Source organism: Bacteroides propionicigenes, assembly GCF_018390535.1.
Lineage (GTDB): Bacteria > Bacteroidota > Bacteroidia > Bacteroidales > Bacteroidaceae > Bacteroides > Bacteroides propionicigenes.
This window is the reverse complement of sequence record NZ_JAHBBW010000004.1, coordinates 83,332-104,646: the sequence shown is the minus strand read 5'-3', so window position 1 is coordinate 104,646 and position 21,315 is coordinate 83,332. Positions and strand designations below refer to the sequence as shown.

The 21,315-nt window shown below is 44.3% G+C and carries 16 protein-coding genes; 10 read left to right on the top strand and 6 right to left on the bottom strand.

Annotated features, from left to right (window positions below; genetic code table 11):
• The first annotated feature begins 42 nt into the window (after nucleotides 1-42).
• The 5 genes from KG118_RS07240 to KG118_RS07220 all read left to right on the top strand — a co-directional run bounded on the left by KG118_RS07240 (nucleotide 43) and on the right by KG118_RS07220 (nucleotide 4,473).
• On the top strand, nucleotides 43-438 hold the full coding sequence (locus KG118_RS07240; protein WP_117711792.1) for a hypothetical protein: 396 nt from the start codon (nucleotides 43-45) through the stop codon (nucleotides 436-438).
• 2 nt (nucleotides 439-440) lie between these two features.
• Nucleotides 441-1,730: a DUF3440 domain-containing protein gene (locus KG118_RS07235; RefSeq protein ID WP_117711790.1), complete on the top strand. Its 1,290-nt coding sequence runs from the start codon at nucleotides 441-443 to the stop codon at nucleotides 1,728-1,730.
• Nucleotides 1,727-2,254, top strand: a complete 528-nt coding sequence (locus KG118_RS07230; RefSeq protein WP_117711788.1) for an IbrB-like domain-containing protein — start codon at nucleotides 1,727-1,729, stop codon at nucleotides 2,252-2,254. Before KG118_RS07235 ends, KG118_RS07230 begins: the two co-directional genes overlap by 4 nt.
• Before the next feature lie 115 nt (nucleotides 2,255-2,369).
• Nucleotides 2,370-3,305: a UDP-glucuronic acid decarboxylase family protein gene (locus KG118_RS07225; RefSeq protein WP_117711786.1), complete on the top strand. Its 936-nt coding sequence runs from the start codon at nucleotides 2,370-2,372 to the stop codon at nucleotides 3,303-3,305.
• Nucleotides 3,306-3,345: 40 nt separating this feature from the next.
• A complete protein-coding gene (locus tag KG118_RS07220) occupies nucleotides 3,346-4,473 on the top strand; it encodes a hybrid sensor histidine kinase/response regulator (protein ID WP_117711784.1) in 1,128 nt (375 codons plus the stop codon).
• 177 nt (nucleotides 4,474-4,650) lie between these two features.
• Here the strand turns inward: KG118_RS07220 and KG118_RS07215 are convergent, their stop codons facing one another.
• The 4 genes from KG118_RS07215 to uvrB form a co-directional block, all read right to left on the bottom strand.
• On the bottom strand, nucleotides 4,651-7,542 hold the full coding sequence (locus KG118_RS07215; RefSeq protein ID WP_117711782.1) for a PD-(D/E)XK nuclease family protein: 2,892 nt from the start codon (nucleotides 7,540-7,542) through the stop codon (nucleotides 4,651-4,653).
• Nucleotides 7,539-10,784: a UvrD-helicase domain-containing protein gene (locus KG118_RS07210; RefSeq protein WP_117711780.1), complete on the bottom strand. Its 3,246-nt coding sequence runs from the start codon at nucleotides 10,782-10,784 to the stop codon at nucleotides 7,539-7,541. Before KG118_RS07210 ends, KG118_RS07215 begins: the two co-directional genes overlap by 4 nt.
• A 162-nt stretch (nucleotides 10,785-10,946) precedes the next feature.
• Nucleotides 10,947-12,005, bottom strand: coding sequence for a linear amide C-N hydrolase (locus tag KG118_RS07205; RefSeq protein ID WP_117711778.1), 1,059 nt, complete (start codon nucleotides 12,003-12,005; stop codon nucleotides 10,947-10,949).
• Between the two features lie 82 nt (nucleotides 12,006-12,087).
• On the bottom strand, nucleotides 12,088-14,148 hold the full coding sequence (uvrB, locus tag KG118_RS07200; protein WP_117711777.1) for an excinuclease ABC subunit UvrB: 2,061 nt from the start codon (nucleotides 14,146-14,148) through the stop codon (nucleotides 12,088-12,090).
• 119 nt (nucleotides 14,149-14,267) lie between these two features.
• Between uvrB and KG118_RS07195 the strand changes: the two genes are divergently transcribed.
• From KG118_RS07195 to KG118_RS07175, 5 genes are all read left to right on the top strand, one after another.
• The gene (locus KG118_RS07195) at nucleotides 14,268-15,566 is read left to right on the top strand and encodes a phenylacetate--CoA ligase family protein (protein ID WP_117711776.1); all 1,299 of its coding nucleotides are present in this window, start codon (nucleotides 14,268-14,270) and stop codon (nucleotides 15,564-15,566) included.
• Nucleotides 15,567-15,585: 19 nt separating this feature from the next.
• Entirely contained in the window at nucleotides 15,586-16,011 is a 426-nt protein-coding gene (locus KG118_RS07190) for an amino acid-binding protein (RefSeq protein ID WP_117711775.1), read from the top strand.
• A gap of 233 nt (nucleotides 16,012-16,244) precedes the next feature.
• On the top strand, nucleotides 16,245-17,048 hold the full coding sequence (locus KG118_RS07185) for an outer membrane protein assembly factor BamD (RefSeq protein WP_117711774.1): 804 nt from the start codon (nucleotides 16,245-16,247) through the stop codon (nucleotides 17,046-17,048).
• 53 nt (nucleotides 17,049-17,101) lie between these two features.
• A complete protein-coding gene (locus KG118_RS07180; RefSeq protein ID WP_009121057.1) occupies nucleotides 17,102-17,437 on the top strand; it encodes a DNA-directed RNA polymerase subunit omega in 336 nt (111 codons plus the stop codon).
• On the top strand, nucleotides 17,437-17,895 hold the full coding sequence (locus tag KG118_RS07175) for a DUF4293 domain-containing protein (RefSeq protein WP_117711773.1): 459 nt from the start codon (nucleotides 17,437-17,439) through the stop codon (nucleotides 17,893-17,895). Before KG118_RS07180 ends, KG118_RS07175 begins: the two co-directional genes overlap by 1 nt.
• Before the next feature lie 859 nt (nucleotides 17,896-18,754).
• Here the strand turns inward: KG118_RS07175 and KG118_RS07170 are convergent.
• On the bottom strand, nucleotides 18,755-19,441 hold the full coding sequence (locus KG118_RS07170) for a porin family protein (RefSeq protein ID WP_117711772.1): 687 nt from the start codon (nucleotides 19,439-19,441) through the stop codon (nucleotides 18,755-18,757).
• A 50-nt stretch (nucleotides 19,442-19,491) separates the two neighbouring features.
• Nucleotides 19,492-21,288, bottom strand: a complete 1,797-nt coding sequence (locus tag KG118_RS07165) for a muramidase family protein (protein WP_117711771.1) — start codon at nucleotides 21,286-21,288, stop codon at nucleotides 19,492-19,494.
• Nucleotides 21,289-21,315 lie beyond the last annotated feature (27 nt).

Sequence of the window (21,315 nt, the reverse complement as noted above, 5' to 3'; positions counted from 1 at the left end):
ATCTTTGAACATTAAAAGAAAAATTGGCCTGACAACACTACAATGATACAGATTACACAACTACAAGGAACAGACAGACGGCTGTACGAGCTCGTGGCGCCATTGGTGATGAATCCGGAAATACTGAAACAGAATTATAACTATCCATTTCGCACATCGGAAGACTTTGTCTGGTTTGTGGCAATAGACAAAAAGAACGTTATAGGTTTTATACCGGTAGAAGAAAAGAAGAAAGAGTATGTTATCAATAATTATTATGTGGAAGGTAATAATGAGGATACACTAAAACTGTTATTAGAAAAAGTCATATCAGAAACGGATTCGAGTAAAGAATTGACTTCGGTTACTTTCATGGAACATTGCTCTCTTTTCAAAGAGTTGGGCTTTTCGGAGGAGAAAGTCTGGACCCGTTATGTGAAAATGAAAAAAGACAGATAACTATGGTCACATCTAAAAATGTATACGAACTTGCACAGGAACGTTTGGGATTGATTTTTAGGGAGTTTGATACTATATGCGTGTCTTTTTCCGGTGGTAAGGATAGCGGTGTACTGCTGAACTTGTGCATAGATTATATCCGGCGCAATAACCTGAAGCGAAAGATATGTGTGTTTCATATGGACTATGAGATACAGTATACCGTAACCATAGACTATGTAGATCGTATATTAGAAGCCAATAAGGATATCTTAGAGGTTTATCGGGTATGTGTGCCTTTCAAAGTTACAACCTGTACATCTATGTATCAAAGCTATTGGCGGCCATGGGATGAGGATATGAAAGAGCTTTGGGTACGCCAGATGCCCCCGGGGGCCTATACAAAGGAGGCTTTCCCTTTCTATACGGAGAATATGTGGGATTACGAATACCAAATGCATTTTGCCAAATGGTTGCATTTGCGAAAAGATGCGGTGCGTACTTGTTTCCTTATAGGCATCCGTACGCAGGAGAGCTTTAACCGTTGGCGCAGCATCCATTTAAATCGCAAATACCAAATGTACCATAATTACAGGTGGACCTCTAAAATCGGTAATGACATATATAATGCGTACCCCATATACGATTGGAAAACGACGGACATTTGGACGGCCAATGGAAAGTTTGGTTTCGATTACAATCATTTATACGACTTGTATTATAAGGCGGGAGTCAATATAGAACGTCAGCGTGTGGCAAGTCCGTTCCTTTGCGAAGCACAGGAAAGTTTGGCGTTGTATAAAGTGATAGACCCTAATACTTGGGGAAAGATGATAGGACGTGTCAATGGCGTGAATTTTACGGGTATTTACGGTGGAACCCATGCCATGGGATGGCAGAGTGTACGGATACCTGAGGGGTATACTTGGAAGAGTTTTATGCAATTCCTGCTCTCTACGTTACCCGAAGAAGCCCGGCGCAACTATTTGAAAAAGCTGACTGTCAGCATCGAATTCTGGCGAACTAAAGGAGGGTGCCTTAGCGAGAATACTATCAAGAAACTGCAAGACGCAGGCATCCCTATCGAAGTGGTGAACTATACCAATTACAAAACAAACAAGAAACCCGTCCGTATGGATTATCTGGACGATATTGATATTGCAGAATTCCGGGAAATACCTACCTATAAACGTATGTGCATTTGCATCCTGAAGAATGACCATGCGTGTAAGTACATGGGATTTGCACTGACAAAAGAAGAGATATACAAACGAGACAAAATAATGGAACAATTCAAAAATATGATGTTATGAGTGTAGATAAGAGTCCGGTATATGGTGTGAAAGCAGTTCCTATAGAGAAAATACAAGCTAATGATTACAACCCGAATGTAGTGGCGCCGCCCGAAATGAAATTGTTGGAACTGTCTATTTGGGAAGACGGCTTTACGATGCCTTGCGTCTGCTATTATGATAAGGAGAAAGATAATTATATTTTAGTGGACGGATACCATCGTTATCAGGTGTTGAAGACTTCCCAGCGGATTTACCAGCGTGAAAACGGTTTGTTGCCGGTTGTAGTGATAGACAAGGAACTGTCTAACCGTATGGCATCCACCATTCGCCATAATCGTGCGCGCGGAACGCATAACATCGAACTAATGTGCAACATTGTTGCCGAATTGGATCATGCCGGGATGTCCGATCAGTGGATAATGAAAAATATAGGAATGGATCGTGACGAATTACTTCGTTTGAAGCAAATTTCAGGGTTGGCGGACTTATTTGCCAATAAAGATTTCAGTATTCCTGATAATAAGCCGGAATATATTCCTTAACATTCAAAATAATTCTTTTGCAAACTTGCATAATTTAACCAAATCGCCTACATTTGTCAGCACATAAACAGAATAAACTGGTTGTATAGTCTTCGGACGTAGAATATAGTGCTGCATGAAAAAAATATTAGTTAGCGGCGGTGCCGGCTTTATAGGCTCCCATCTGTGTACTCGGTTGATTAAGGACGGTCACAAGGTAATATGCTTGGATAATCTTTTTACCGGTTCAGAGGAGAATATAGAGCATTTGAAAGGGAATTCCCATTTTGAGTTTGTACTTCATGATGTTGAGTTTCCTTATAAGGCAGAGGTCGATGAGATTTATAATTTGGCTTGCCCCGCATCTCCGATACATTATCAGCACGATGCGATAAAGACTATAAAGACTTCCGTGTTGGGAGCTATTAATATGTTGGAGCTGGCGAAAAAGACAAATGCAAAGATTATGCAGGCGTCAACCAGCGAAATCTATGGTGATCCTGTCGTACATCCTCAAGTAGAAAGTTATTGGGGGAATGTAAACCCAATCGGAATCCGCTCTTGCTATGATGAAGGCAAGCGTTGTGCCGAGACGCTTTTTATGGATCATCACCGCCAGAACGGGATACGCATTAAGATTATACGTATTTTTAATACATATGGTCCGCGTATGTTGCCTAACGATGGGCGAGTGGTTTCTAATTTTGTGGTTCAGGCATTGCGGAACGAGGACATTACGATTTACGGTTCAGGTGCCCAAACTCGTAGTTTCCAGTATGTGGACGATTTGATAGAAGGAATGGTACGCATGATGAATACGGAAGATGAATTTGTGGGGCCGATCAATTTGGGTAACCCGAACGAGTTCTCTATTCTTGATTTGGCGGAAAAAGTTATTAAGCTGACAGGTTCTAAGTCGAAATTGATATTCAATCCATTGCCGAACGATGATCCTAAGCAGCGAAGACCGGACATTACGTTGGCAAAAAACAAATTGGATTGGCAGCCCACTATTGAATTGGAAGAAGGGTTACGCCATATGATTGAATATTTCAGTAGATATCGTTCTTGAATAAATATAGTATCAATAGCGGGAAAAATATAATATAAAGATGAACATGGAAATAAATCCTTCTGAGTACAAAATCCTCATCGTAGATGATGTGATGTCCAACGTATTGTTGTTGAAAGTACTCTTGACAAATGAGAAGTTTGCGATTGCTACGGCAAACAACGGACAGCAGGCTTTGGAGCAGGTGGATAAAGAACATCCGGACTTGGTGCTGCTGGACGTAATGATGCCGGATTTAAGCGGGTTTGAGGTCGCACAGCGTCTCAAGTCCAATCCCGACACGGCAGATATTCCAATCATCTTTTTGACTGCGCTGAACAGTACGACAGATATTGTGAAGGGTTTCCAAGTAGGGGCTAATGACTTTATATCCAAACCTTTCAATAAGGAAGAATTGATAATTCGTGTAACTCACCAGATTTCATTGGTGGCAGCCAAACGCATTATTTTGAAGAAGACGGAAGAGTTGCAGCGTACCATTGCCGGACGCGACAAGCTGTATTCTGTAATAGCCCATGACTTGCGTTCTCCGATGGGTTCTATCAAAATGGTGCTGAATATGCTGATTCTTAATCTGCCTGTTGAGAAGATTGGCAGTGAAATGTACGAACTGCTGACAATGGCAAACCAGACAACGGAAGATGTATTCTCATTACTGGATAATCTGTTGAAATGGACAAAAAGTCAAATAGGCAGTCTGAGTGTGGTTTATCAGGATATTGATGTAGTGGAGGTGGTAGACAGCGTGATTGATGTATTCAATATGGTAGCCGGTTTGAAGAAGATTACCATTCGCGAAGAGAAGCCGGAGAAGTTACCCGTCTGCGCCGATATTGATATGCTGAAAACTGTTATTCGCAATCTGTTGAGCAATGCCATTAAATTCAGTAACGAGAATTCCGAAGTACTGGTGAAAATGGAGGAACAAGGAGATGTGGTAGTAGTCAGCGTAAAGGATAGCGGTTGCGGCATTGACGAAGAGGGGCAGAAGAAATTGCTGCATACCGACACGCATTTCAGTACTTTCGGTACAAACAACGAAGAAGGTTCCGGATTGGGATTGTTGTTATGTCAGGACTTTGTAGTAAAGAATGGCGGTAAGCTGTGGTTCACATCCAAGAAGGGAGAAGGATCTACATTCTACTTCTCTATACCGTTGAAGAAATAAATGAAAAAGGTGATAAGTGGTGTGGGTGTGTCAAAATACACTTGAACATCTCTTTTAGGCACGGATTACACGGATTTCACGGAAAAAGAATAAAGAAAATCTGTGAAATCCGTGTAATCCGCGCCTAAAAAGAAACAAGCAGTAAGCGAGTTTTTGTTTTGACACATTCCCATCGCTTTACTTGTTACATAGTCTTTTGAAGTCGCAGTATTCACATTTTTTCGTGTCTTCTGTTTGAGTGAAAGGCTCTTCAGGATTGTATATCTCCTGCAATAGTGTCAATAGCCGTTCACGAAAATCATCTTCATAAAATGCAAAATTATAGACCGGTACTTTAGGTTGGCGCGGTGCACCCATTTCTATAACGGGCGAGTAACTTTCGGACGCTGCACGATGAATATACAGCAGGGATGGAGCCACTTTTAATGTTTGCTTGCGGCACATGATGGCGGCATACAGGAAAGTCTGGAAAATATAGTTCGGGCGGTTATCAGCAGGGGTGAACAGTTGTTCTATATTTTCGGGAGTTTTGGGAGTACCGCCTGTCTTATAGTCCACAATACGCAGGGTATCGTTTTTACTATCCATACGGTCTATCGTTCCGCCAATATTTAAAGGCAGGATTCCTAAGGGGGTATTTACTTCGATGGTTTCCGTTACTTTCTGTTCCATGGCTTCCATGCGGAAAGGAGCATACTGCAAGTCATTGCGAAGCAGCTGCCGCAAATAGGATGCGATGACTTGGGAGTGGACAAGTTGTGTGCCGTTATACTCGGGCTGTTCGTTGGCGGGTACATGAAAAAGCTCTTCTTTGAAGGCGGTATCTACGTAAGTTTGCAGTTTGACGTCATTGCGAAGCAGCTGTTCCAAGTCCTCCTTGCGTATCTCCTTTCCATTGGCAGTAAGGTCTTGATAGACCAGTTCGGCAGAACGGTGGAAGATGGTTCCGAACAGAGCGGAGTCAATTTCTGCACTGACCTCATCGGGTGCTTTCAGCCCGACAACGTAGCGGTAGTAGAACTTTAACCGGCAATCGAGGTAGGTGTTGAGTGCCGAAGGAGAAAAGAGTGCATTCGGATGTCGCCGGATGTCGTATGTGTTGTACATCCGTAGCAATACCTCATCTGTTTTACGTATTTCTATCTCACGGCTGTGTTGGGGAGATTGTCCTGCTTCCAGATATTCGCGTGAGATGTCGTGTGGAGACTCTACAAGGAACTGCAGCATGAAACGTGACATTTCACCTCGGTTTAAGCCGTCGGATGCCGTATTATATAATAAGGTGATATTTTCCGCACGCTGTATCAAGCGGTAGAAATAATAGGCATATACCGAGTTCTTATGCTCAATGGTAGTCATACCGAATGCCTTGCGCAGGTTATAAGGTATGAAAGACGAGTCGCCGCCGGATTTTGGAAGCTGGCCTTCATTAAGGGACAGCATTATAAGGTTGCGGAAGTCAAGATTACGCGTTTCCAATACTCCCATTACTTGCATACCGATAGCCGGCTCGCCATGAAACGGGATGTTTGTCGAGGTGAGCAGACGGTTCATCAGACGTTTCAGGGTATCTGTCTGCAAGTTTAGTCCGTCACTTTCTATCAAGTTGAGCAAGCGGTTGACGAGAGTGTAGCTCTTGAATAGTGATTCCCGGTAAAGTTGGTTGAAAATATCTTCTTTGTCCTTTTCCTGACGGTAAACGACGGCTACCTCGCGCAGCAGTTCGGTGAGGTAACGGCAGATGGAAGAGATGCCGCTTTGCGGGGTGAATATCTGTTCAAGAAAAGCATCCTTCTTAAGTTCCGATGGAAGAGGATAGAAGCGGTTGTTTTTAGTGAGTTGTTTCTCCAAGTCTTCGGAGATGGTAGACAGTTGCCGGGTATAGGGATGTTTCAATACGGCAAGTACTGTTTCGTATGTATAGCGTCCCGTATCTCTGCGGTATCCCGTGGTCTGCAACTCCATAAGAGCGTTGATGTAACTGTATATAGGTGTCTGCGCCAATGGGAATCCCATAGTTATATTGACGTTTTCCACTTCCGGGGGGATAGAGTGCAGTACGGGCAATAACAGTGATTCGTTGCACAATACAATGGCGTTTTCTTTCTCCTTACTCGTCTCGGTGTCGTTTTTCATGACAGTACGCACCCATTTGGGCAGGTAGCGGGCTTGTGCATTTTCTGTCGGAGCAGAGATGAAACGGATTTTCTTGGGATGCCGCAAGACGTCAAAGGCTGTTTCGGGCAGCTGGTTGGGAAACAGCTTTAAGTTGCGCAGAATAAATTCGCCTGCCTCGTGGATGTATGGAGGTTGCTGTTCGTGGGGCAGACGGGTGTAGAATATGTCATAATCCCAGTAAAACATGGCTTTTCCCGCATCTTGCAGAAGCCGGAAGAAGCGGGTTTCTACTTTATTCAGCACATTGAAGCCGACGAATACGTAGCGGTCATAACGCAACCGGTCTGTGTCAAGCTGTTCTATGACATGGCGGTACATCATACCTTCATAAGCGATACCCAGTTCGGAGAGATTCTTCCGGTAATTCCTGTAAATATCTCCTAACTTGTCCCAAAGAGAGATAAACTTCTCTTTGAGCTGCGTGCGCTTGTCGATGGAGAAGTTTTGAAAGAACTGTTGTATGGCTTCTTCCTGCTCTTTATCGAGGAAGTCGTAGCTGTCCATGATATTCTTCAACTCCTGCAGGTTGCTGAACAGTTTGCCGGCATCTACAAGGTTTTTGTCAACGTCATCGAAATCGCTGATAAGCAGTTCTCCCCAAAAATAGAAGTCATCCAACGGTTCTTCGCTATGAGTCTCTTCACGGAATACTTTATACAGCTCGCACACCAGTCGGATAGGATCACCCGGTTTCAAGGGCGAAAGCTGGCGGAACAGTTCGCTGATGTTGACATATGCGGGAGACCATAACGGGCGATCGCTTTGGGCAGCCAGATATTCATTAAAGAACAGGCTGGCGCGTTTGTTGGGAAAAACGATAGCTGTGCGTGACAGATCGTTTCCTATTTTGGAATATAGGTCTTGGGCTACTAATTGAAGGAACGTTTTCATACTTTCTCTATTATTTCTTCTTCTACATACCACAGATACCCGCTGATAGTATTTGCATCATACCCCATGCGGATGAGTAAATCTATGTATCCTTGTACCTGTTTGTTATATTTTTTATTGGGTTTGCCGAACTTGAAGTCTACAACCACGATTGTTCCGCCACGCATCATCACGCGGTCCGGACGGCGGTTGCGCAGTTCTCCGTTTTCCTGCCAAATAATGTCGCATTCATTGAATAACTGCCAACTACCCGAATACCAATCCTTGATTTGCGGTTGCGAGAACGCCCTGAGGGTCAGTTCCCGTATTTCCTCTTCTTTTTCGGTGCGCCCTATGATACCCTCGAATACCAGACGGCTGATGGCATCGTCAATATCCTCTTCCGTTTCGATGGCAGAGAATAAAGTGTGCAACAGACGTCCCCGATTGATGAAACGCCGGCTGGACTTGGCTTCGTCTACTCCGGCTATGAAGTCGGCGGAACGGTTGGACTGGCGGAACTCGATGTCGTGGCGCATACTTTCCATATGCACCGGAAGTTTAACGGGCTTCTGTGCAAGCTTGTTCAGGGCTTGGCTGTTGTCATTCTCTTCTTCCGACGGATATACCTCTCCACTTTCATAAATGCTCTCTTCTTCATCCCAACTGCCTTCACCCGCTTGGGCAACTTGAGGCAGTGCGGCGGAAAGAAGTTCTGCCATTGTGCCTTTCTGGTCTTTCTTGCTCCATAATATCAGGTTTTTTCCGGCACGGGTAAATGCTACGTAAAGCAGATTTAGATTGTCCACCCATAATTGTAAGCGTTCGTCAAGATAATCCTGACGGTAAACAGACTCCGCCATCGTGGAAGAGTAGTTGACGGGAACAAGGTCTATTGCGTTGTAAGGTGGTTCGGGGGCGGTGCACCACACGAGCTGGTTATATGTTTCATTCTCCAGTTTCCAGTCGCAGAAGGGGATGAGGACGGTATGGAATTCCAATCCTTTGGACTTATGAATGGAGAAGATGCGTATGCCGTCCATTTCTCCGCTGGGGATTGTCTTGGCGCAAAGTGTTTCGTCCCAATAACGGATAAAGCCATCGAGGTCGGAGGAATTGTTTTGCAGATATTCCGTCACTGCATCGAAGAAAGAGAACAGATAAGCGTCTTGCTTTTCGATGCCGCCCATGTTGAATAGTGTAAACAGTTCTTCCAATAGCTCGTATAGAGGCATCAGGCGTAGTTCATCCATACGGGAGACGAATTCTGCAGGGAGTGCTGTTCGTGCATCAGCCGTTAATATGTCGTGCCAGTCTGCCGGTTCTGCCTTATCTCCACCTGTAATTTGTAATTTGTAATTTGTAATTAGCGAAGCTTTCGCTATCTTTTCTTCCGGATTCGACAGATAGCGTAGAGCATCTATCAGCATACAGATGGCAAGAGACGCATCCAAGCGGAACGCTTCATCCGATACAACGGGAAGGTGTAACTCTTTGTCGAAATAGTCCGCAATAGGCGGTATGTTTTTATTTTTGCGTACAAGAATGGTAATATCATTTAGTTTCACACCTTCCGAGAGTAGCCTTTGTACTTCTTCGCCCATAGCGGATAAAGTTTTTTGGGTATAGTTCTGTTCTTTGTCAGGCTCTATGAAAGAGACTTTGACATAACCCTTGCTGTCTGTTTTAGGAGATTCTTGGATTACATCGGCATAGGCGCGTTTCAGCGGGAAGCATTCTTCTTTCAGTTCTTCCAAGTGCAAAGAGTTCAGGTAATCGACCGCAGCGGTAAAAAGACAGTTGTTGAAATTGATGACATTCGTTTCACTTCGGCGGTTTACCTTCAATGTTTCCACGCGCACCGGGAAAGGAAAAGAGAGTTGGGGACTGGTGTCGCAGAATTGAGGTTTGGATTGGTTGCTTCCTAAGCTGTTCAATATTCCCCAATCACCGTTGCGCCAGCGGTAAATGGACTGTTTCACATCACCCACAATCAGACTGTCTGCTCCCTGCGACAGCCCTTCGAGCAACAGTAGCCGGAAATTATCCCATTGCATACGGCTTGTATCCTGAAACTCGTCTATCATAACATTGCGGATGTTGGCGCCTATTTTTTCGAATACGAAAGAAGAATCGCCTTCGTGCACTAATTTGTGTAACAGGGCGTTGGTGTCTGACAACAGAAACCGATTATGTTCGCGGTTCAGTGTGCGCACTTCTTCATCAATATGATTGAGCAACTGCAATTTGTTGAGATGTTGCAACGAGAGACGGCAACTGTTTATCGTACGGCTTTTCTGCGGACGCAGTCTTTCCGCATCTTGAAGCAAGGGTATCAGGCTGGTTTCCGCAAGACGGATAATCTCATCCTTGCGGGAGGATGTTTTTGTTGCCCAGTTCTTGGCATCTGCCAAGCTGTTTTGTAAGGTAGCGTTCAGTACATCCTTGTCTGTCAATCGTCCGTCACGCAGTTTACGAAAATAGCTGCCTATGCTGCGTGCACCGCCTTTTAAGTCTTCGGGTACGAGGGCGTGACCGTCTAACTCGCCTTCAAATTGGTCGTAGAAGCCTTTCATCTGTTCCAATGCGTCGGTTTCCATTTCGCGTAGCACATTCCGATAGAGTTTTATCGTTTCTGGAGAACGAAGTTTGAGACGAAGCCCTTCACCACGTTCTATATAGCTTTCATCGAAGATATTCCGTCCGAAACTCTTGACTTCACTGGAGACATTCCAACGCTTGTCATCGGCAATGCGTTCATTGATGTAATCCAACAGCCAAGCAAGTACGGGCGAAGAGGGAGTCAGTTTTTCAATCATACTGTCGACAGCGTCACTCAGCACATCGGCGTTATTCAGTTCGATGTTAAGGTTTGGGCTGAGTTCCAGTTCGCGGGCAAGGTTGCGCATGACGGACTGGAAAAACGAATCGATTGTCTCTACACGGAAACGGCTGTAATCGTGCAGCATATATTGCAATGCCATTCCAGCCCGTTGGCGCAGTTCTTTGTCAGGGGGGGGAGAGGGATTCAAATCCTCTTTGATGCGTTTCAGATAAGCGTCCGATGCAGGGTCCTCCTTCCAAATGCCGTACAGTTGTGTTAAAATGCGCTCTTTCATTTCCGCCGTAGCTTTGTTGGTAAAGGTTACGGCAAGTATCTGACGGTAGGCACGGGGATTGATAATCAGAAGTTTGATGTATTCCACAGCCAGTGTGAAGGTCTTTCCCGAACCGGCTGAGGCTTTATATACTAATAGTTCCATTGGATATGCAGCTTTGAAGTTTGACTACAAACATACATAAAAATCATGAGAAAGGCTTAAGGATAACGTGAAAAACAGGTATGCAAAAAAGGACTGCACCCTTTTGTCCGTACGGTGCAGCCCTTTAAATATGTATTTTCAATAAAGATTTATACGCTCTTATCAAAGAATGGGTGTCTGGAACAGGAATGTGAAAGAGGGGCTGTCTTTCAAATCTTTTACGGCATCTCCGGCATATATTTCTCCGTTGGTCAGCGAGAGTTTTTTTACTGTGGCTTTAGGGTTGAAATTTATTTTCTTCAAATCAAGCCAGAACAGGTTAGGAGTGAGAGTCGATTCGAAATAATAGACTTTGTCTTTCTGATTGGAGACCGAACGCCAACGGGTAGAAGATATGTGGGGCTTGTCCGGGGTAGTGATTCCAAACGGAACGGATACGGTACGCATCACGCTCAATACACTGGGCACTGCAATCTTTGCGTCTGCCGTCTGCGGAATGGCATGGATGTAGAATGACGCGCGTACAAAGCGGTCGCTGGAACGATTGGTTCCGGGCAGCATCTGTAATCCACCGACTTCTTTCCAATAGTCGTTTATAGCTAATTGATTTTCATACTTGGGTGAATTGGTCATTACCTGATATTCTTTACCCTCGTGGATACTCAGTTTTCCGTCCAGATATTCCAGAATAGCGGTATTTCCCGTTTCGTCTGTAATAGCCAGATGGAGGGTGGAAGCCGAGCCGTTAGGCATTTGGGGAGCATCAATGCGGAAGGTCTCTTTTTTCAGTTCGTCTACAGCTTCGCGTACAGTGGCGAAGTTGTCAAGTACATATTGCGTCCAAATGCCGATGCCCATTACCGGACGGGTATCTCCGGGACGGTCGTATACGGACTCCGGCAGGAACAGCAAACTGGCTACCAGTCCTCTTTCGTTCATGCCGTCGCACGTACCTATGTCATAACCTGTTGCGATGACACTGCCATACTTGGAAGTCCATTTCACTGTTTCACCTTTATTGTATCCGGCTCTTTCCATTCCCCGGGGAAATACGTAGAGGTTACTCATGATATCCTCTTTCCAGTCCATCGTACGGCCTGTGATAACCATATTGTCCGGTCCGATGTAAGTGGCGCGCGTACATGCGCCCGCTTGTTGTATGCCTAATGAAAACAGGGCAGCTAAGGCTGTTAATGCTACCGTTCCTCTTTTTGTATTCATAATTTTATTTGTTAAATGATTTATATACAAAGAGTAACAAATACAACATCAAACAGTTTGATGCAGACCGGCTTTTTAGGCTCTATTCTGTTTTCTCTTTCAGAAGGTCTTCCATTTTCAGCACTTCATCACGATATTGAGCGGCTTCAATGAAGTCGAGTTTCTTGGCGGCTTCCTGCATGAGTTTTTTGGTACGCTCAATACTCTTTTCAAGTTGGGCGCGACTCATGTACTGAACAATCGGGTCTGCAGCGAGTGTAGCGGTACTGTCTTGTTCCACATAGGGACGGGGAGTGGTTGCGGAAGATTTTTCTTTACCCGCTCCGCTTTCGGCGAGTCCTTCCGTACCGGCAAACACATTGAGATTCTTTGCTTTCTTTATTTGCTGGGGAGTAATGCCATGTTCTTCGTTGTACTTCAATTGTTTTTCGCGGCGGCGGTTGGTTTCGTCAATGGTGAGCTGCATACTGTCCGTAATTCTGTCGGCATACATGATAACCATACCGTTGACGTTACGGGCGGCACGTCCGGCTGTCTGAGTCAACGAACGGTGAGAACGGAGAAATCCTTCCTTGTCCGCGTCCAAGATAGCCACAAGAGAAACTTCCGGCAAGTCCAGTCCTTCACGCAAAAGATTGACACCGACAAGCACATCATATTCACCTTCACGTAAATCACTCATAATTTTTACGCGTTCCAGCGTGTCTACATCACTGTGTATGTAATTACACTTTACGCTGTTATTGAGAAGATATTCTGTCAGCTCTTCCGCCATACGTTTGGTCAGAGTGGTGACGAGCGTACGTTCATTGCGTTCTATGCGCAATTGGATTTCTTCCATCAGGTCGTCTATCTGGTTATGGCTGGGACGCACTTCGATGATAGGGTCCAGCAAACCGGTGGGGCGAATCACCTGTTCCACTACAATACCTTCGGATTGCATCAGTTCGTAGTCGGCGGGGGTGGCGCTGACGTATATCACTTGCTTGGCCATTGATTCAAATTCCTCAAATTTCAACGGGCGATTGTCCATTGCGGCGGGAAGCCGGAAACCGTATTCTACAAGATTGGTCTTTCGGGCGCGGTCACCGCCATACATGGCACGTATTTGCGGAACACTGACATGGCTCTCGTCAATGACAATCAGGAAATCATCGGGGAAAAAATCCAGTAGACAGTAAGGGCGAGTACCCGCTTCACGTCCGTCAAAATAGCGCGAATAGTTCTCAATGCCCGAACAGTGGCCCAGTTCGCGTAGCATTTCCATGTCATAGGTGACCCGCTCCTGCAAGCGTTTGGCTTCAAAAGGACGTCCCTCGTTTTCAAACCACTGCACCTGTTTGTGCAAGTCGTCCTCTATCTCGTGGATAGCCCGCAGGGTGGCTTCTTTGGTCGTCATAAAGAGGTTAGCGGGATATATTTTGTAGGCATCGAACCGGGCGATTGTAACTCCGCTTATAGGGTCCACTTCTTCAATGCTGTCTACTTCATCTCCCCAAAAAACTATGCGCAGAAGGTTGTCGGCATAGGCAAGGTAAATGTCTACGGTATCACCCTTTACGCGAAAATTACCGCGGTTCAAGTCGATGTCGTTGCGGACATAAAGACTGTCTACAAGCCGGCGCAGGAATACGTTGCGGCTGTAATTTTTCCCTTGTTGCACGTCGATGACGTTATTATAAAAATCCGCCGGATTTCCCATACCGTAGATGCACGATACGGAAGATACCACTACCACGTCCTTGCGTCCGGAAAGCAGGGCGGAAGTGGCGGCAAGCCGAAGTTTGTCAATTTCGTCATTGATGGCGAGGTCTTTCTCTATATAAGTGTCTGAAGAAGGAAGATAGGCTTCGGGTTGATAATAATCATAATAGGATACGTAATATTCTACCGCGTTGTTTGGAAAGAATCCTTTGAATTCACTGTATAGTTGCGCTGCCAACGTCTTGTTATGGCTCAATATGAGCGTAGGTTTGTTGATGTTGGCTATGACATTGGCAATGGTAAATGTTTTTCCGGAACCTGTCACACCCAGTAATGTCTGTGCAGGGACTCCTTCACGCACACCTTCGGTAAGCTGCGCAATTGCTTCCGGCTGGTCGCCGGTGGGCTGATAGGCGGATGTTAACTCGAATTTGTTCATTTCATCAGAATTGTAGGGCAAAGATAGGAAAGTTACATCGAAAATTTGTGAATTCGTAAGTAAAACATATCTTTGCGGTATCAAATTAATAACAACCATTAATGTAATACAACAAAAACATGATTTGGAACGAAAGTATCGAATGCATGGATCGCGAAAGCCTTCGTAAAATTCAGAGCATTCGTCTTAAAAAGACAGTGGAACGTGTATATCATGATACTCCTTTCTACCGCAAGAAAATGCAGGAACTGGGAATTACTCCCGATGACATCAACAGCATTGACGACATTGTGAAACTTCCTTTTACTACGAAATACGATTTACGGGACAATTATCCCTTCGGGCTTTGTGCCGTTCCTATGAGTCAGATAGTTCGTATCCATGCATCTTCCGGTACGACCGGAAAGCCTACCGTGGTGGGATATACGCGTAAAGACCTTTCAGCTTGGTCGGAATGTTTGTCACGTGCTTTTACAGCTTATGGCGCAGGCAGCTCGGATATTTTTCAAGTGTCTTACGGATATGGGCTTTTTACCGGTGGATTAGGCGCTCATGCCGGTGCCGAGAATATCGGCGCTTCTGTTATTCCTATGTCCAGCGGTAATACGGAGAAGCAAATTACGTTGATGCATGATTTCGGTTCGACAGTACTCTGCTGCACGCCCTCTTATGCGCTGTATCTGGCGGATGCCATTAAAGATTCGGGCTTTCCGCGTGAAGAGTTCAAGTTGAAAGTCGGGGCATTCGGTGCAGAGCCGTGGACGGAGAATATGCGCCGGGATATTGAAACGAAGTTGGGTATAAAGGCTTATGATATTTACGGATTGAGCGAAATAGCGGGTCCGGGTGTGGGATACGAATGCGAATGCCAAAATGGTACACATCTTAATGAAGATCATTACTTCCCGGAGATAGTAGACCCGAAAACGCTTGAATCGGTTGCACCGGGTGAAACAGGCGAGTTGGTATTTACTCACCTAACCAAAGAAGGTATGCCGTTGCTGCGTTATCGCACCAAAGACCTTACGGCTTTGCACTATGAAAAATGTGCTTGCGGACGTACACTGGTACGTATGGATCGTATTCTCGGGCGTAGTGATGATATGCTCATTATACGCGGTGTGAATGTATTCCCCACACAGATTGAATCTGTTATTCTTGAAATGCCTGAATTTGAACCGCATTATTTGTTGCTTGTCGACCGTAAGAATAATACGGATACCATGGAACTGCAAGTGGAAGTCCGTCCGGAATATTACTCCGATGAGATTAACAAGATGCTGGCTTTGAAAAAGAAACTTACTGCACGTTTGCAGAGTGTATTGGGCTTGGGCGTAGATGTCCGTTTGGTAGAGCCACGCAGTATTGAACGCAGTGTAGGTAAAGCGAAACGCGTAATAGATAATCGTAAATTGTAAATCCTCAAATAGTAAACTTATGGTAGCAAAACAACTTTCTATTTTTTTGGAAAATAAGTCCGGTCGCCTTACGGAGGTAACGGAAGTTCTTGCCCAAGAAGGTGTTAATCTTTCTGCTCTCTGCATAGCCGAGAATGCCGATTTCGGTATTCTTCGCGGTATCGTCTCCGAACCGGATAAAGCGTATAAGGCTTTAAAGGACAATCATTTTGCCGTAAACGTAACAGATGTGGTGGGAATCAGCTGTCCCAATGTTCCGGGTTCATTGGCAAAAGTGCTTCGTTGCCTGTCTGATGAAGGTGTATTTATTGAATATATGTACTCTTTTGCCAACGGACAGACTGCCAATGTTATTATCCGTCCCAATGATATGGAAAACTGTATCCGGGTATTGACGGAGAAAAAGGTGGATTTACTCGCTGCAAGCGATTTATATAAACTGTAAAAAGGAAGAAAAATAACAGAGTGATAGGGTATAATTTCAGTACCTCATCACTCTGTTGCTCTGTCATCTTATTATCTTGCATCACTTTACCCTTCTGTCACTCTATTATTTTTTTCTTTCCCTATTCATCGATTATCTTTCTCCCTTCGTCTTTGTTTTTGAAAAATTAAGGTGCGTATCGTTGTTTAATTCGATGCGAACCTCTATCTTTGCGCATTATTTGAATAAAAGTAATGAAGAAGAACATCCTTATAACTTTGCTTGCAGCACTGCTGCTCTCCTCATGTGGAGAATACAACAAGTTGCTGAAAAGCACAGACTACGAATACAAGTACGAAGCGGCAAAGAATTACTTTGCAAAAGGCCAGTACAATCGTGCTGCAACTTTGCTGAATGAATTGATTGCTATTCTTAAAGGTACTGATAAAGCGGAAGAATCACTTTATATGCTGGGTATGAGCTATTATAACCAGAATGATTATCAGACTGCCGCACAGACATTTACCCAATATTACAATGTGTATCCGCGTGGTACGTTTTCTGAATTGGCGCGTTTCCATGCAGGAAAGGCGTTGTATTTGGATACACCGGAACCCCGTTTGGACCAGTCCAGTACATATAATGCAATTCAGCAATTGCAGATGTTTCTTGAATATTTCCCGAACAGTTCAAAAAAAGATGAGGCTCAAAGCATGATTTTCGCATTGCAGGACAAGCTGGTTATGAAAGAATATCTTTCGGCCAAACTCTATTATAATTTAGGAAATTATTTGGGAAATAACTATGAGTCTTGCGTTATCACTGCACAAAATGCGTTGAAGGATTACCCTTATACCAATATGCGTGAAGATTTGTCTATTCTTATCCTGCGTGCCAAATATGAAATGGCAGTGTATAGTGTGGAGGATAAGAGAGCCGAACGTTATCGCGAGACGGTAGATGAATACTATGCTTTTAAAAATGAATTTCCTGAAAGCAAATACATGAAAGATGCCGATCGCATTTTCAAGGAAGCGCAGAAGATTTTGAAAGACTGATAGAAAGAGAGATTATCATCGTTATAGAATAAAATTAATTTAGATAGAAATTTATGGATTACAGAAAGACAAATGCTCCTGTTACTACGGTGACCCGCGATATGATGGAGTTGTGTGAGGATACCGGTAATGTATATGAAACAGTAGCGATTATTGGTAAGCGTGCCAATCAAATCAGTGTTGAAATCAAGAATGATCTTTCTAAGAAGCTGGCTGAGTTTGCTTCTTATAATGACAATCTTGAAGAAGTATTCGAGAATCGCGAACAGATTGAGATTTCCCGTTACTATGAGAAATTACCGAAACCTACATTGATTGCTACTCAGGAGTATCTTGAAGGTAAGGTATATTATCGTAATCCTTCTAAGGAAAAAGAGAAATTGCAGTAATGATACAACGTATTCAATCCGTTTATTTATTGTTAGTAGCAATTCTGCTGGTTGTGGCTATCTGCTTGCCGGTGGGAGAGTTTATAGGTTCGGATGGGATATCCGCTCATGTTTTCAAACCACTGGGGGTAACTTTGGCCGACGGGAGTTTTCAGTCTACATGGGGCTTGTTTGGTATTCTTTTATTGAGTGCAATCATTGCGCTATGCACTATATTCCTGTTCCGTAACCGTATGCTGCAAGTTCGTATGACGATATTCGGCAGTCTTTTACTGATAGGCTATTACATTGCTTTCTTTGTATTCATGTTTATCTTGAAAGGCGATTTGAATGCAATGAGTTTCCAGTTGGGTTGGGCTTTATGTTTACCTGCCGTATGTATCATACTGAATTATTTGGCTTTCCGTGCTATCTATCGTGACGAACTGATGGTGAAAGCTGCGGATAGATTGAGATAATGAGTCTGTTTCGATAAGAAGCGGAGATTGAAATAATAAAGGGGTTGTCAAAATATAGAAGTCCTATCATTCTGTCATTCTGAACGCAGTGAAGAATCTCTTCTCTGCATACATTAGAGAGGAGATTCTTCGTCGCAAGCTCCTCTGAATGACAGATTATACCTTAGTGTAAAAATCAAAAGATGTTTTGAGCGAAGCTAATGATAGGACTTTTACATTTTGACACCTCTTTTATTTATCAGACCTGTCGTTATTTTGGCTCAGTTTGAAAACTTGAGAGCTTGGTAAAAAACGGAGCGGTAGAGAATTCGTGGAGATTTTGTTTAGTGTAATAAAAGTTCGAGCTTTGTCTTGTGGCACAAACAAATCAATTGCAATTGTTGGCAGAAGCCGTGTTGCTTTCATGCCACCCCCTTTCACCCTTCCGAATCCTCCTGTTTATACGGGATAGCGGGTGGAACCCCATATCACAGACTGCATATTCCGGCAATTCCAATGACGCATCTCAGCTCCCTAAACCACACACCTCAGCTCCTCAAATGCCTGTGGTTTGCAGGACAAATGCTCGTGGTTTAGGGAGTTGAAGTGTGTGGTTTAGAGAGCTGAGATGTGTCATTGGGGAAGTAAAAAGCGGGTTCCACCCGCTATCCCGTATAAACAGGAGGATTCGGAAGGGTGGAAGGGGTACAGGCGCAAACTGAAATCCAAGAATATTCCCTGTTTTGATGTATATCATAATCCGTTTTGACGTATATCAAAATAAATTGTGATGTACATCACTTCCTCTTCAGATTAGCGAATGTGTATACATAAAGGGGAATTAGAAAACGTTAATCCCCCAAGAACTACAACTGAACCGTTATTTTCTTAAATCGAATAAATAAGTGATTTTAGCCGTGATAACTCCATGGGCTGAACGGGAGAAATAGTCTTTCTTAGTACTACTGTAAAAGTCGGACAAAGCATAATAATATCTGCCTTCTACCAAAAAGTTTCCAGCTTTGGTACGAAGCTCTATGCCGGCCCCGCCCGTAATACCATAGTCAAACTTGTTATCTACAGCTTTGTCGTGTTGCTCAACGGTTATTCCCGTATCATTGTCCCAGTCACCGCTAATTGTATAACTGTCTCCTAAGAAGAAGCCAATCTGCGGCCCGGCATGAATAAAGAATTGCAGCCCCCTGTCTTTTCCGAATGCCAGATGCGCAAGGAAAGGAATTTCTACATAGTTCATCTTGCGTGTGTATTGCAGTTCGGGATAGTCCTGGTAAAATTCATCCCAGCCATGCTGGGAGAAGTTCAGCTCTATTTGCGCACCGCATATCATACTGAAGTACTTCTCGGAAATATAACGGGCTGTCAGTCCTCCGTTGATGCCCATCAGATTGCTTTGGCGGACTCTGGGAGAGAAACTTACACTATTCAGGTTGATACCGCCGTTGATGCCCACAGAAAAGTTATGGCGTTGTTCGCCCACCTGTGCGCTTGCCGGCAAGGCACACATACCTGCCAAGAGTGCTGTTCCTATAATTGTTTTTAGTTTCATTTTCCTAAAATTGCGAATTGCTATGACCTAATGGCTGTAGTGCCGTCTCTTTAATCAAAATCGAGCTTTATCAATTCAAAGTTTTTGGTGAAATGCACAAAGAATACTTTCCGGTTGATAAATCCGCCCCAGTTATTTACGCGCTGGAACTTGAATCCGGTCTGAATGGGAACGAGGTCCATTCCGTTCAAGTTCTTTTCAAATCCGGAACCGTATCGGGACAACCCTTTGAGGAAGAAATAACCTGTATCGAAACCTAACATGCCGAATTTGGGATAACGCTCATCCATTTCTTTTCCATACCATTTGCGATAACTCTTGGTGAAGTTGATAGCTGCCGGCAACAGATTGTTCGTATAGAAAGATGAATAGAAATATGTATCGAGTTCAAAGAAGGCTTCAAGATGATCTTTTGTGTAAGTCTGCCATTCCGGGTAGCCGAACAGATGTACGCGGTTGTCGGGCTTTTCGCGTACCAATAACGTCAACTGCGGAAGTATCTTAATCAGTGTGACGTTACTTCCGGAAGTGGGGATGAAGATATTTTCGCGGTCGTCACGCAGTACGGCTTTCAATGATTCTACGGTAGCATCTTCTTTCAAAGATTTCATCGGTATGGAGCGGTTGAGCAGTTCCTCCTTCAGCCCTTTTATAAAATCCGCTTTGTCTTTAGTGCCTTGGCTGGCTTCGATGAAGATGACATTGGCATTAGGGAACTGGCGGACAAAGTGGTCGTGCACTTCTGAATAGAGATAGGATTGGGGCGTATTGATTTGGTACACCGACGGATTACGGAATACGGTATTGTCTTTGGATGTAAACGGTATGACCAGACGTATATCATGCTTGTCGGCAAAGTCGGCCAGCGGCTTGATGTGTTGCTGGTGTAGCGGACCGAAAATAATATCCATATCCTTCATCTCGTTTTTTCCAAGTATGGAGTTCAGGGATGATGTGGCAGGACCGGTACTGTAAGTATAAAGGTCGATGGAAGTGCCTGTACGCTTCAAACTGTCTACCGCCATGAGGAAACCTTCATAATATTCCACCATTTTTGCGGATTCGCTTTTACTTGCCCCGTCGGGTAGGAACGGAAGGATAACGGCAGCTTTGATAACATTGATGCGCTCATTGCTCTTTTTGTTTTCACTGAATAGTTCGCTGTTGCTTGGCACAGCTTGGGGGTGTGTGCTTTGCTGCGTTTGGGAAGATGGATAGGGGATACAGAGGAATGATCCCTTCTTTATTTTATTCTCACCCCGCAACTCCGGATTGGCGGCAATGAGTTCGGCCTCAGTGATGCCATATTCGCGGCTGATGCTGAATACTGTTTCTTTGCGTTTTACCTTGTGCATATCGCGGCAACGTGATTGTACCGGAGCTTGAACAGATACAGTCCCTGCAGATGTGCCGGAAAGTTCCGGTGCGTTTGCGGTGGCGGTTGTCGCGTCTGTAGAAGAAGGTATCTGAATTACCTGCCCGATGCGGAAGTTTTCGGCACTCAGTCCGGGATTGGCATCGCATATGGCTTTGGCGGATACGTTATATTTCACGGTCAGGCGATATAGAGTCTCACCGGGAGCTATGGTATGAAAAGTTTCCTTTTGCGAATTGGCATCCGTACGCGGAATGCGTAAGGTGCGTCCCACATATATCTTGTCATCGCTGCCGGGATTTAGTTGTACTATATCCGCTTGGCTGATGTTGTACATGCTGGCAATGGAATATAAGCTTTGACCTTTTTCTATTGTATGCAGAAAATATGACTGGTTTTCTTGTGCATTTACACCGAAACTGCATGCGCCGGCAAACAGTAGGGAGCAAAAAATACGGTTGATTGTTTTCATTCAGTAATCGTTGGTTTATGTTTACAA